The sequence below is a fragment of the Roseibaca calidilacus genome (genome assembly GCF_001517585.1).
Lineage (GTDB): Bacteria > Pseudomonadota > Alphaproteobacteria > Rhodobacterales > Rhodobacteraceae > Roseinatronobacter > Roseinatronobacter calidilacus.
This window is the reverse complement of sequence record NZ_FBYC01000004.1, coordinates 2,587,609-2,601,670: the sequence shown is the minus strand read 5'-3', so window position 1 is coordinate 2,601,670 and position 14,062 is coordinate 2,587,609. Positions and strand designations below refer to the sequence as shown.

At 64.5% G+C, this 14,062-nt stretch carries 5 protein-coding genes; all 5 read left to right on the top strand.

The window, feature by feature from the left end; translation table 11 throughout:
• The first annotated feature begins 7 nt into the window (after positions 1-7).
• Genes AWT76_RS16270 through AWT76_RS16250 form a run of 5 tightly spaced genes read left to right on the top strand, consistent with a single transcriptional unit; the run spans position 8 to position 14,062 of the window.
• On the top strand, positions 8-1,516 hold the full coding sequence (locus tag AWT76_RS16270) for a hypothetical protein (protein ID WP_072247361.1): 1,509 nt from the start codon (positions 8-10) through the stop codon (positions 1,514-1,516).
• Entirely contained in the window at positions 1,513-7,845 is a 6,333-nt protein-coding gene (locus AWT76_RS16265; protein ID WP_072247359.1) for a type I polyketide synthase, read from the top strand. Before AWT76_RS16270 ends, AWT76_RS16265 begins: the two co-directional genes overlap by 4 nt.
• Complete coding sequence (locus tag AWT76_RS16260) at positions 7,842-8,828, top strand: glycosyltransferase family 2 protein (protein WP_072247358.1); 987 nt, start codon at positions 7,842-7,844, stop codon at positions 8,826-8,828. The genes AWT76_RS16265 and AWT76_RS16260 overlap by 4 nt, the downstream gene beginning before the upstream one ends.
• A 9-nt stretch (positions 8,829-8,837) precedes the next feature.
• Entirely contained in the window at positions 8,838-13,355 is a 4,518-nt protein-coding gene (locus tag AWT76_RS16255) for a MupA/Atu3671 family FMN-dependent luciferase-like monooxygenase (RefSeq protein ID WP_072247356.1), read from the top strand.
• A complete protein-coding gene (locus AWT76_RS16250; protein WP_072247354.1) occupies positions 13,352-14,062 on the top strand; it encodes a 4'-phosphopantetheinyl transferase family protein in 711 nt (236 codons plus the stop codon). The genes AWT76_RS16255 and AWT76_RS16250 overlap by 4 nt, the downstream gene beginning before the upstream one ends.

Here is a 14,062-nt window from a genome sequence, read left to right as displayed (position 1 = left end):
GGGTGGCATGGGCAACGCTGTCGCATATCTCGCGCTGCTGACATGGCCTTTGGTCATTCTTGTCATGTTCAAGCGTATGCCGGTAGAGCGGGCCTTTATCTGGTCCATTCTGGGCGGCTACATGGCTTTGCCCCAGATTACCCAGATCGGCCTGCCGCTGCTGCCCGATTTGGACAAGGTGCTGATCCCCAATGTCACGGCCTTCGTGGTCTGTCTGGCGCTGGTGCGCGAACGCGTGGCGGTCGTGCCGCAAAACCTGCTGGCGCGGATATTGCTGGTGCTGTTCATCCTGTCCCCCGCGTTCACGGTGTTCACCAATACAGAGCCGCTGCTTTTCGGGTTGGTCACGTCGGATCATACAACATGGATGGGCATCTTTTCGCCCGCGAATGCCACCATTCCGGGATTGCGGGTGTACGATTCGTTGTCGGTTGTGGCGGCGCAGATTATCTTCATGCTGCCGTTTTTCCTTGCACGCAGCCTGCTGGCGCATGAGCGTGCCTTGGCGGAGCTGCCGCGCGCGCTGGTGGTCGCAGGGCTGATCTATTCGCTGCCCATCGTGGTCGAAAACGCCATCGGGCCGGAACTGCACCGCATGGTGTATGGCTTCATCCAGCATGATTACGCACAAGCCATCCGGTTTGGCGGCTTCCGCCCATATGTGTTCATGCCGCATGGCCTGTGGGTCGCGTTCTTTGCCATGATGTGTTTCGCATCGGCCCTGTTACAGGCGCGCCAAGCCGATGCCGCGGAACGCACCCGCGCGGTGATGATCGCGGTCTGGCTGGGGCTTATGCTGGTGCTGTGCCGCAGCGTCGGCCCTTGGGTCTTGGCGCTGGTCGTGGCCCCGCTGGTGCTGTTCTTCGGGCCACGCATGCAATTGCGCGTCTCGGCGCTGATGGCCTTGACGGCGCTTGCCTATCCACTGCTGCGCGGGTCGGGCATTGTGCCTGCCGATGCCATGGTCCGTTTCGTGGCCGGTATTTCCGAGGATCGCGCCGAATCGCTTGGCTATCGGTTCATGAATGAAGACATGTTGCTGGAACGCGCCGCCGACAAACCGCTATTCGGCTGGGGCGCGTGGGGCCGTAACCTGGTCTACGATCCCGAAACGGGCGAGGCACTGACCATTTCCGATGGTCAATGGATCATAACCATCGGGCAAGCCGGGTGGCTTGGCTATATCGCCACCTTCGGATTGCTATGCCTGCCACTTCTTGCGCTGTGGTGGCGGTATCGGCAGGTGCCGAACGCGCAGATCCCGGCGCAGGTCGGACTGTTGGCGCTGATCCTTGGCGCAAACCTTGTCGACCTTTTGCCAAACGCCACGCTTATTCCGTTTACATGGCTGGTCGCCGGCGCGCTGCTGGGCCATGCCGAACTGCAAAGCAGCCGCAGCCGGGCCGCGCGGCTTGACAAGCTGCGCATGTCCAGCACCCGACGAACCCTTTTGACCACCGCACAACCCCGCAACGTCGCGGGCCGTTTTCATTCCGAACAGGACCAAGTGTCATGAGTAACGAGCAGATTTCCAACGAGAATGACATTGCAATCATCGGCATGGCCGCGCATTTGCCCGGCGCCGCGTCGGTGTCGGAATTCTGGGACAATCTGCGTTCCGGTCGGTCTGCGATCCGGCGGCTGTCCGAGCAAGAACTGCTGGATGCAGGCGAATCCGCTGCCATGCTGCGCAAGCCCAATTATGTGCCATTCGCTGCGCCGCTGGACGGGTTTGCCGATTTCGACCCCGACCTGTTCGGCTTTTCCCCGAAAGAAGCGGCAATTCTTGACCCCCAGCACCGCCAGTTCCTGGAAGTGGCTTGGGAAGCGTTCGAGAATGCCGGCCACCCGCCACGCGGCGAAAAGGGCACGGTCGGCGTGTTTTCCGGCTGCGGCATGGGCAGTTATTTCTATTTCAACATCTGCTCCAACCCGCATCTGGTCGATGACGTGGGCATGTTCCTGCTGCGCCATACCGGCAATGACAAGGATTTCCTGACCACCCGCGTCAGCCACATTCTGGACCTGCACGGGCCGTCGGTGAACGTGCAGACGGCCTGCTCGACCTCGCTCGTGGCGGTGCATTACGCGGTCAATGCGCTGCTGACAGGCGAATGCGACATGGCGCTGGCAGGCGGTGTCACGATCGAGCTGCCGCAAGGGCGCGGCTATCTATACAAGGAAAACGAAATACTTTCGCCCGATGGGGAATGCCACGCGTTCGACCATCGGGCGCAAGGCACGGTGTTCGGGTCGGGCGCGGGCGCTGTGGTGCTGCGGCGGCTGGCCGATGCCGTGGCCGATGGCGACCGGATCATTGCTGTCATCAAGGGCACCGCCATCAACAATGATGGCGCGCAAAAGGCGGGGTATCTGGCCCCGTCTGTCGAAGGGCAGGCGCAGGCAATTTCCGACGCCCACCAGATCGCAGGTGTGCCATCCGACAGCATTTCCTATGTCGAATGCCACGGCACCGGCACCTATTTGGGCGACCCGATAGAGGTCGCGGCGCTGACGCAAGCCTTTGCCAGCGACAAGACCGGGTTTTGCCGCATCGGGTCTGTGAAAACCAATATCGGCCATCTGGACACGGCGGCAGGCGTGGCCAGCCTGATCAAGGTGGCATCGGCGCTGCACCACCGTGAATTGCCGCCCTCGCTAGGGTATGAAGCCCCGAACCCCGCAATTGATTTCGACCATTCGCCCTTCATCGTGAATAACACGCTTACCCCGTGGCAGGTGGATGGCCCCTTGCGGGCGGGGGTCAACAGCCTTGGCGTGGGGGGCACCAATGCGCATGTGGTGCTGGAAGAAGCGCCCGCGCGCGGCCCGTCGGATGACAGCGACTGGCCCTTCCAAATTCTGACATTGTCGGCCAAATCCAAAACCGCGCTTTCGGCCAATGCCACGCGGCTGGCCGCGCATCTGCGCGCGCATCCCGATCAGCCCTTGGCCGATGTCGCCTTTACCCTGAAGGAAGGGCGCACCGCGCTGGACCAGCGCCGCGTGGTCGTGGCCGAAACCCATGCCGAAGCCGCCGACCTGCTGGACCAAGACCACCCGCGCCGGGTGTTCACCCATACAGCACTCGACCGGCCCGACATGTGTTTCATGTTCCCCGGCGGCGGCGCGCAATATGCGGGCATGGCGCGCGAGCTTTATGAAACAGAGCCAGTCTTTGCCGAATGGATGGACCGGGGCCTAGCGCATCTGCAACCCAAGCTGGATTACGACCTGCGCGCCTTGTGGCTGCCAGAGCCGGGGCAGGAAGCGGCGGCGAATGCCCAGCTTACCAAGCCATCGGTGCAACTGCCGCTTATCATGATAACCGAATACGCGCTGGCGCAGATGTTCATGGGCTGGGGGGTAGAACCGCAGGTTCTGGTCGGCCATTCCATGGGCGAAAACACCGCCGCCTGTCTAGCCGGTGTCATGTCGTTCGAAGACTGCATCGGCCTTGTCCAGCTGCGTGGGCAATTGTTCGACACGGTGCCTGCGGGCGGCATGTTGTCGGTGCCCTTGTCGCTGGACGCGCTGCGCCCCTATCTGGACGACGACCACGATATCGCATCGGTCAATGCGCCGGAACTGACGGTGGTGTCCGGCCCGCAAGCCGCGCTCGACCGGCTTCAGGCCAAGCTGGCGGCGGATGAGGTCGAGGCGAACCGCATCGCCATCGACATTGCCGCGCATAGCCGGATGCTGGAACCCATTCTGGGCGCATTCGGCGATTACCTGCGCGCCATCTCGCTGCACGCGCCGCGCTTGCCGATTGTCAGCAACCTGACCGGTAATCTGCTGACCGATGCAGAGGCCACGAACCCCGAATACTGGGTTCAGCACCTGCGCAATACCGTGCGCTTTGCCGATTGCATCGGCACGCTTAGCCAGACCCCGAACTGCATTTATCTTGAAATGGGGCCGGGCAAGGCGCTGTCGTCGCTTGCCCGGATGCATGGCGCGGTGCCGGGCCAGCAAGTGCTGGCCGCCCTGCGCCACCCAGACGAAGAAATTGCAGATGACCTGTATCATCTGGGCGTTCTGGCGCGCATCTGGGCCTTGGGCGGCACGTTCGACTGGGCGCAAATCTGGGGCGACGCCAAACGCCACCGGGTGGAACTGCCGACCTATGCCTTTCAACGCGCGCGGTATTTCATCGAACCGGGCCAAACCACCGTGGATTCGGCGCCCGCCTTGGAACGCATCGACGATATTTCCCAATGGGGCACGAAAATCGCGTGGAAACCGGCCTATGCCGATTGCGAAATTGACGTGACCACCGATCTGCGCAGCGACCCGCAGACATGGCTGGTCTTTGCCGATGAGGACGGCACCGCCGCCCCGGTCATGGACCGCCTGCGCCGCGCCGGTCACAAGGTGATCGAAGTGCGCGCGGGCGATACCTATGCGCGCAAATCCGATACATCCTTCACCATCGCCCCCGAACATGGGCGCGAGGCCTATGCCCGCCTGCTGGCCGATCTGATCGCCAGCGGCACCGCGCCCACGCGGATCGCGCATTTCTGGTTGGTCACGGGGAAGGAACGCTTCCGCCCCGGTTCCAGCTTCCTGCACCGCAATATCGAACAGGGCTTTTACGCGCTGATGTTCCTGGCCCAGGCCATGCAAAGCGAAACCTTGCCGCAGCCGGTGCATATGGTCGTCTTCACCAACGGCGCGCAAGCGTTGGACGGCGAGGCCCTGCGCTACCCGGAAAAGGCCATGATCGCCGGTCCCGCCCGCGTTGCCCCGCGCGAGATTGCGGGCCTGACCTGCGCGACGCTGGATATTGACACCACCGCCACGCCAGAGGCGCTGCTGGAAGAGCTGTGTGCGGTCCCGGCCAATGGCACGGCGCTGCTGCGCGCGGGCAAACGCTACGGGCAGGTTCTGCGCCCAGCGCCATTGCCCGAAGCCCTGCCCGACATGCCCGATGGCGCACATTGGGTTATTACCGGCGGCTTTGGCGGCATTGGGCTGTCACTGGCCGAAGACCTTATCAAACGCTTCGCGGCAAAGATCACCCTGATCGCCCGCACCCCTCTGCCCGACCGCGCCGATTGGGCCGCATGGCAGGCCAACCGTGGCCCGGCAGATCCCACGACCCGGCGCATTCTGGCGGTCGAACGGCTGGAAGCCTTGGGCGGGCAGGTCCATGTCGCGGGTGCGGATGTGTGCAACATTGACCAGATGCGCGACGCGCTGGATGCCGCCACAAAAGCGCATGGCGCGCCTTACGGCCTGATCCATGCCGCAGGCCATATGGCCGATGCCCCGATTCTGGCCAAATCCACCGGCGATGTGGAAGAGGTGTTCGCGCCCAAACTACACGGGTTGCGTGTGCTTGACAGCCTGTTGCCCGATGGCTGCTTGGCGGTGATGGTGCTGTTTTCATCCAGCTCTACCCTGACCGCACCGGTCGGGCAGGTGGATTATGTCGCCGCCAACGAATGCCTGAACGCCTTCGCCCGGTCGCGCGTGGGCGCTGCGACCCGCGTGATCGCGCTGGATTGGGGGATCTGGGCAGAGGCAGGCATGGCCGCAGATGCCATGGCGACCCGTCTGGGCCAGACGCCCAGCACACCCGCCAGCCCCTGCGCACAACCGCTGTATGATGACATCGGGTTCGACCCGGCAGGCAACCGTCGCCTGACGCTGGGTCTGCGGTCCGATCACTGGATCGTGGACCAGCACCGCACGCGCGACGGCGCGGCCATTCTGCCCGGCACGGGCTATCTGGATATGGCAGCGCAAGCCCTGCGGGCCCAAGGCGAAACCGCACCGTTCGAGCTGCGCGATTTCTACTTTTTCCGCGCGCTGACCGTGCCAGATGGCGGCGCGCGCAAGCTGCGCGCCACGCTGGCCCGCACGCCTGAAGGGTATGATTTCACCTTGCGGTCCGATGTCATGCAAGGCGGGTCCGAAGGCTATGTGCTGAACGCGCAAGCACAGATCGCGCTTCTGGACAGCGCCGCACGCCCAACCGCGATTGACCCTGCCGCCATTGCGGCGCGCTGCCCCGACGTAACCGAAGGCACGGGCCTGTCCAGCCCGCAGGAAGCGCATCTGGCCTTTGGCCCGCGCTGGCGGGTGCTGAACCGCACCGCCTATGGTGAGGGCGAGGGCTTGGCGCATCTGGCCCTGCCCGATGCGTTCACGGATGATCTGGAGGCAGGCCACATTCTGCACCCTGCGCTTTTGGACCTTGCCACCGGCTGGGCCATGGGGCTGATCCCCGGCTATGGCGGTGCAAATCTGTGGGTGCCGGTGTCTTATGGCGCGGTGCGTGTCTGGGCCGACCTGCCGCAGCACATCGTCAGCCATGCCCGGCTGCGCGGCGATAGCGACCCCGGCTTTGCCAGTTTCGACATCATTCTGGCCACGCCCGAGGGCGCGGTTCTGGCTGAGATCACGCGCTTTACCATCAAGCGGCTGCAACAGGGCAGCTTTGCCGATGCGCCCCCCATTCGCGCCGCAGAGGTGCAGCATGACGGGCAACGCAATGCTACGCTGTCACCCGCCGAAGAACGGCTGCGCGACATGCTGGCACTGGGCATCACCCGCTCCGAAGGGGCAGAGGCATTCTTGCGCGCATTGGCGCTGGGCGTGTCACCGATTGTCGTGTCGTCCATCGACCCCAAAGCGCTGATCGCGCAGGTCGCGGCAGAGGCCAGCACGCCAACGCCGGAAGGCGGGTTCGAACGCCCCGACCTTGGGACCGATTACATCGCCCCGCGCAACGATGTGGAACGCACGCTGACCGGCATGTGGCAAAACCTGCTGGGGATTGACCAGATCGGGGTTGAAGACAGTTTCTTCGACCTTGGCGGGCATTCGCTGATCGCGGTGCGGCTATTTGCGCAGGTCAAGAAAGCTTACGGCGTGGATTTCCCCATCTCTGTGCTGTTCGAAGCGCCGACAATCGCCGCCTGTGCCGCCATGATCGCGGAACAGACCGGCGCCAGCCTGGCAGAGACGGGCGGCGACAACGTGGTGCAACTGCCCAAGCGCCGCCGCTTCAAGCACCTTGTGCCCATGCATGACGGCGAAGGCGGGTCGAAGCCGCCCTTCTTCCTTGTGGCCGGCATGTTCGGCAATGTGCTGAACCTGCGCCACCTGGCCACGCTGGCAGGCCGCGACCGGCCCTTTTACGGGCTGCAAGCGCGCGGGCTGTTCGGCGGAGAGGCCCCGCATGACCGCATAGAGGATGCCGCCGCCGATTACATCGCCGAGATCCGGCAGGTGCAACCGCAGGGGCCCTATACTCTTGGGGGCTTCTCTGGCGGCGGGATTACCGCCTATGAAATGGCCCGCCAGTTGGAAGCCGCTGGGGAAACGGTCGAAATGGTGGTCATGCTGGACACGCCGCTTCCGGTGCGCCCAAAGCTGACCGCGCCGGACCGCGCGCTTATCAAACTGGCAGAACTGAAACGCAAAGGCCCGGCCTATCTGGCGGAATGGTGGCAATCGCGCACTGCATGGAAGCAGAAACTGGCTGACGGCCCGGCAACCGATGCCGCGGATGCGTTCCACAATGCCGCGATCGAAGCCGCGTTCCGCCGCGCGGTCGCCGACTATCCGTTGCAGCCATGGAACGGTCGCCTTGTGCTGTTCCGCCCGCCGCTGGACAAGCATTGGAAGGTCACGGGCGGCAAATGGGTCAGCCGCGAACGCGAATATGTGTTCCACGACAATGAGTGGACGCGCTACGCCCCGGCGCTGGAAGTGTATGAAGTGCCCGGCAACCATGACAGCATGGTGCTCGAACCCAATGTGAGGGTTCTGGCGGCCAAGCTGCAAGCCCTGCTGCCCGACCTGCCCTGCTGTTCGGAGGCAGCGGAATGAGCACACGTGTTCTGACGGTGATCCTGAACTACCGCACCGCCGACATGACCTTGCGCGCCGCGCAGGCCGCGCAAACTGCCATGGCCGATGTGCCCGGAGAGATCGTCATCGTCGATAATGATAGCGGCGACGGGTCGGAAGATATGTTGCGCGCGGGCATCCTGGGCTGGGACCGGACCCGCCTGATCCAGTCGGGCCATAATGGTGGCTTTGGCGCGGGCAACAACGTGGGCATTCGCGCCGGGCTGTCGGATGGCACAGCACCGGATTTCATCTACCTGCTGAACTCCGACGCTTTCCCGGAACCCGACGCCATCGCTACATTGCGCGATTATCTTGTGGCGAACCCGGATTGCGGTTTCGTGGGCAGCCGTATTGCTGGCGAGGATGGGGGCGACCATGTGACCGCGTTTCGCTTTCATTCGGCGCGGTCCGAATTCGAGACAGCGGCACATACCGGCATCATCTCGAAACTGTTGCGTAACCATATCGTGCCCATGGGCGTGCCGGACGCGCCCACGCGGGTGGATTGGTGCGCGGGGGCCAGCGTGATGTTTCGGCAGGCAACGCTGGACCAGATCGGCCTGTTCGACGAGGATTTCTTTTTGTATTTCGAAGAAACCGACCTGTGCCACCGCATTGCCGATGCGGGGTGGCACGGCATGTATCTGCCGCAAAGCCGGGTTGTGCATGTGGGCGGGGCCTCTACCGGGGTTACGCAAAACGCCCGCAAACCCGCCTACTGGTTCGACTCGCGCTGGCTGTATTTCACCAAGCGCGGCGGGCGCGGCTATGCCGCGCTGACCACGCTGGCCTACCTGGCCGGGGCCGCCATCTGGACCCTGCGCCGCGTTGTCGAACGCAAAGAAGATCGCATTGCGCCATATTTTCTGCGCGATCTGCTGGCACATTCATGGCGTAACCTGATGCCGGGCGCGACGGCCTCTCGGGGCAGTAAAGGGGCACGCAAAGCGGCCCGATAGGGGTTTGGTATGACATTTGACAGCATCCTGATTGGTGACGAAACGCTGACCGCAGAATGCGGCGCGCAGCTATTGGCCCGTGGGCATTCGCTTTCCGCGGTCGTGACCGACAATCCGCGCGTGGCCGATTGGGCCAAGCGCGCGGGCGTGACCGTGCTGGCCCCCGGTGCGGGGCTGGCCGCGCGGCTGGCCGGGCTGTCGGTGGATTGGCTGTTCAACGTGGCCGGGTTGCGGATGCTGGGGCGCGACGTGCTGGCCCTGCCCGCGCAAGGCGCGATCAACTTTCACGATGGCCCCTTGCCGCGCCATGCCGGGCTGAACGCGCCGGTCTGGGCGCTGCTACAGGGCGAGCCCCGCCACGGCATTGCATGGCATATCATGGAAGACGGGGTCGATACCGGCGATGTGCTGGTGCGCGCCGATTTCGACATCACGCCGGACGACACGGCGCTGACGCTGAACACCAAATGCTTCAGCGCCGGTCTGGACAGTTTTTCGCGGGTTCTGGACATGGTTGAATCCGGAAACCTTGACCACCAGCCGCAGGACATGACCGCGCGCTCGGTCCATGCCCGTGCCGATCGTCCCGCGCTTGGCGGCCAGATCGACCCGCAACAGACCGTCGGCGCTATTCAGCGCCTTGTCCGCGCCATGGATCATGGCCCCTACTGGAACCCGCTGACCACACCCAAGCTGCGCTTGCGTGACACGGTCATTTGCGTGGGCCATGCCGAAGCGGTCGAGGGCCAGGCCGCCCCCGGCACAGTTCTGGACGTGACCGAGGACAGCCTAACCGTTGCTTTTGCCGATGGGGCGCTGCGCCTGTCCGCCTTGACCTGCCAGCAGGGGCAACCGCTGATGCCCGCAGCCCTTGTGGCGGTGGACGATACGATTGCCGCCCCAGAGACCCGCTTGCAGGACGTGTTGCAGAGAATTGCAGGTGCCGAACTGGACTATCGCGACGCGCTGCGCGCGGCACCGGATCTGGGCCTTGGGCGCGGCACACCGTCGGACCTGTTGGCGCTTTCCCGTGGCGACGCCAGCACCCCGCAATTGATTGCAGCCTTTGCCGGCGCTTTGGCCGCGCAATTTGGGCGCGACAGCCTGCGCGTGGCGCATGTTACCCGCGCGGGTGCCGATCTGGCCGCCCAAGCGCCCGATTTCCTGCTGGGCTGGGTGCCGCTGTCGATCCGCATGGATGACACTGGCCCGCTGACCGACCTTGCGGCACAGATCAACCGCAGCGCCCGCGCCCCCGCGCTGGCGCGTGACCTGCCCGCGCGCGACCCGGCCCTTGGCCCCATCGCGCCACCGGAATTGGCCGTGACCGATGGCACCCCGACCGAGGCCGCTTTGGTGCTGGACCTGTCCGGCCCCTGCCTGCGGTTTGACCCGGCTTGCCTGTCGGTCGAACAGGCCGAAGCGCTGTGCGCGCAGATCGAAACGCTGGCGCCGACGCTTGCCGATCTGCCGCTGGTAGGGCAGATTGAAGCACCAAAAACCCCAAAGGATGACAGCGCGCGGCCCTATGACCGCATCTGCATTCACCACGCGTTCGAAGCGCAGGTGGCCAAAACCCCCGATGCCGAAGCCTTGGCGTTTGAAGCACATAGCCTGACCTATGCCGAGCTGAACGCCCGCGCCAACCGTGTGGCACATGTGCTGCTGGGCATGGGCCTGCGCCCCGACACGCCGGTCGCACTATGCGCCAAACGCGGGCCGAACCTGCTGATCGGCGCTTTGGGCATTTTGAAAGCGGGCGGGGCCTATGTGCCGCTGGACCCGGCCTACCCCGCCGACCGACTGGCGCATTACCTAAGCGATTCGCGTGCGCCGATTGTCGTGACCGAACACACGCTGCTGGATGTGCTGCCCGACCATACGGCGGGATTGCTGCAACTGGACACCGACACACGGCTGGCCAGCGCACCCCAGACCAACCCCGATAGCGCGGTCACGCCCGACAATCTGGCCTATCTGATCTATACGTCAGGCTCTACCGGCACGCCCAAGGGGGTGATGGTCGAACATGGCAATGTCGCCAATTTCTTTGCCGGTATGGATGACTGCATCCGCCATGACCCGCCCGGCGTGTGGCTGGCGGTCACCTCGCTCAGCTTTGACATTTCGGTGCTGGAACTGTTCTGGACACTGGCGCGCGGTTTCAAGGTTGTGCTGATGGGCGACGAGGATCGCGCCATGGTGGCCAAAGGCCCGGTGCGCGTCTCTGATGGGCATATGGATTTCAGCCTCATGTATTGGGGCAATGACGATGGCCAAGGCCCGCAGAAATACCACCTGCTGCTGGAAGGCGCGAAATTCGCCGACACCCACGGCTTCTGCGCGGTCTGGACGCCGGAACGCCATTTCCACGCTTTTGGCGGCCCCTTCGCCAACCCGTCGGTGTCCGGCGCGGCGGTAGCGGCGGTGACCAAGAATATCGCCGTGCGCGCAGGCTCTTGCGTGGCGCCGCTGCATTCGCCCATCCGCATTGCCGAAGAATGGGCCATGATCGACAACCTGACCAATGGGCGCACCGGGCTGGGCATTGCGTCGGGCTGGCACCCGGTCGATTTCGTCATCAAGCCCGAAAACCGCCCGCCCCACAACAAGCCGGCCATGTTCGAAACACTGGACACCCTGCGCAAACTGTGGCGCGGCGAGGCGGTGGAGTTCGACAAGGGCGATGGCATGGTCCCGATCCAGACGCTGCCGCGCCCCGTCTCGGACGAATTGAACATCTGGCTGACCACGGCGGGCAACCCCGACACATGGCGCGAAGCCGGGCTTTTGGGCGCGCATGTGCTGACCCACTTGCTGGGCCAGTCGATTGATGAGGTCGCGGGCAAGATCAAGATCTACCATGACGGGCTGCGCGAAGCCGGGCACGACCCGGCCAAGTTCACCGTCACGCTGATGCTGCACACGTTCGTGGCACGCGACCGCGACCATGCCCGCGAAGTGGCGCGCGGCCCGATGAAAAGCTACCTGCTGGCGGCGGCGGGGTTGGTCAAGCAATATGCTTGGGCGTTTCCGGCTTTCAAGCGGCCCGAGGGTGCCAAGAACCCGATGGATATTGACCTGTCCACCCTGTCCGAGGACGAGGTCGAGGGCATTCTGGATTACGCCTTCAACCGCTATTTCGAGGATTCGGGCCTGTTCGGCACGGTCGAAGATTGCCTTGAACGGGTCGAGCAGTTGAAAGCCATCGGCGTGAACGAAGTCGCCTGCCTGATCGACTATGGCATTGCCACCGAACAGGTGTTGGAGGGCCTCTATCCGCTGGCCGAAGTGGTGAAGCGGTCCAATGCCGGTCTGCAATTGCCGGATGATGATTTCTCGCTGGCCGCGCAGATCCTGCGCCACAAGGTCACGCATCTGCAATGCACGCCGTCAATGGCCCGTATGCTGTGCCTAAGCGACGAGGCGCGCGCGGCCTTGGCCACGGTGCAGAATGTGCTGGTCGGCGGCGAAGCCTTGCCGGGGGCCTTGGCGCAAGACCTGACCGCGCTGACCGGCCAGCCTGTGCGCAATATGTATGGCCCGACTGAAACGACGATCTGGTCCTCGACCACCGAATCGCGCGGTGGCGCGGGTGTGGTCGGTATTGGCGCGCCGATTGCCAACACCACGCTGCATGTGCTGGACTCTGCGCAACACCCCGCACCGCTTGGGGCCGAGGGCGAGTTGTATATCGGCGGCGACGGCGTGACGCGCGGCTATTGGAACCGCGCCGAGCTGACCGCCGAACGCTTCATCCCCAACCCATTCGGGCCGGGGCGGCTATACCGCACGGGCGATCTGGTGCGCCGCAACCCGGCAGGGGGCATCGACTTTCTTGGCCGGGTGGACAATCAGGTCAAGCTGCGCGGCCACCGCATTGAACTGGGAGAGATCGAGGCCGCGCTGGAAGCGCAGCCCGGCATCACCGCCGCCGTGGTCATCGCGCGCGAGGACATCCCCGGCGATGTGCGGCTGGTGGCCTATTACACCGGCACACCCACGGGCGAATTGCGCGCGGCGCTGGCCGGGCGGCTGACCGCGCATATGCTGCCATCGCATTTCGTGCCCATGGCCAGCCTGCCGCTGACCCCGAACAAAAAGATTGACCGCAAGGCGCTGCCCGCCCCCGCGCAGGCCGCACCTGCCGCGCAACCGGTGGCACATGCCCCCGCCAGCGAAGGCACGCAGGCAATGATTGCCCAAGTCTGGCAAGACGTGCTGGGCGTGGCGCGGGTGCAAGCGTCGGACAATTTCTTCAACCTTGGCGGCCATTCGCTGCTGGCGGTGCAGACGCACCGGGAATTGCGCGCGCGGCTGAACCTGCCGGGCCTGTCGATTACCGACATTTTCCGCTTCCCGGTGCTGGGCGATCTGGCGCGCCATCTGGACGCCAAGCAACGCCCCGCCGCCCCGGCCGCTATGCCACCGCTGCATCCGGTGTCCAATACAGCACCGCCGCCGGACCGCATGGATGCCATGGCACGCCGCCGCGCCATGCGCGACAAACGGACAGGTTCGAAATGATCCAGCAACGGTTTTCCTTTTCGGAATTCGCCCGGCCCCTGTTCAGCGATCGTGTTGCGATGGCTTGGGCAGATCCGACCGCGCCCATGCCCCGGCTGATCGGGGACGAAGTGTTGGCCGTGGAACAGGTTCGCCCCGTGCGCGCTCGCGAATTCGGCGCAGGCCGTGCCGCCGCGCGCGAGGCGATGGGCTTGCTGGGCCACCCGCCGCGCCCAGTGCTGCAAGGCGAAGACCGCGCGCCGGTCTGGCCACGCGGGTTGACCGGGTCAATCAGTCACACCGCGCGCGATTGCATGGCCGTGGTCACCGACGCGCCCGAAATCCGCGCCTTGGGGCTGGACATTGAAATGGCCGCGGCGCTGGAACCCGCGCTTTGGCCCGAGATTTGCACCATGGCAGAGATGCGCTGGCTGGCCAGTCTTGGCCCGTCTCAGCGCGGGCATTTCGCCAAGCTGGTCTTCAGCGCGAAAGAAGCCGTCTACAAAGCGCAATACACGGTCAGCCGCCAGATGCTGGGCTTTCAGGACCTGACCCTGACGGTGGACCTGCCCCAGCACCGTTTCACCGCAGAGTTGACAACAGAAGTTGCAGGCTTCGCGCCGGGGGCGGTCTTGCAAGGACGATTCGCCATTCTGGGGGCGGTGTTCATCACGGCGGTCGAAATTTCGGCGGATGATCCGGCGCTATCGGGCGGGTCCAACAGCTAG

Excerpts from the sequence above, each read along its gene's own strand:
- AWT76_RS16270 (WP_072247361.1), top strand. The coding sequence starts at position 8 with ATGGGCAACGCTGTCGCATATCTCGCGCTGCTGACATGGCCTTTGGTC.
- AWT76_RS16265 (WP_072247359.1), top strand. The coding sequence starts at position 1,513 with ATGAGTAACGAGCAGATTTCCAACGAGAATGACATTGCAATCATCGGC.
- AWT76_RS16260 (WP_072247358.1), top strand. The coding sequence starts at position 7,842 with ATGAGCACACGTGTTCTGACGGTGATCCTGAACTACCGCACCGCCGAC.
- AWT76_RS16255 (WP_072247356.1), top strand. The coding sequence starts at position 8,838 with ATGACATTTGACAGCATCCTGATTGGTGACGAAACGCTGACCGCAGAA.
- AWT76_RS16250 (WP_072247354.1), top strand. The coding sequence starts at position 13,352 with ATGATCCAGCAACGGTTTTCCTTTTCGGAATTCGCCCGGCCCCTGTTC.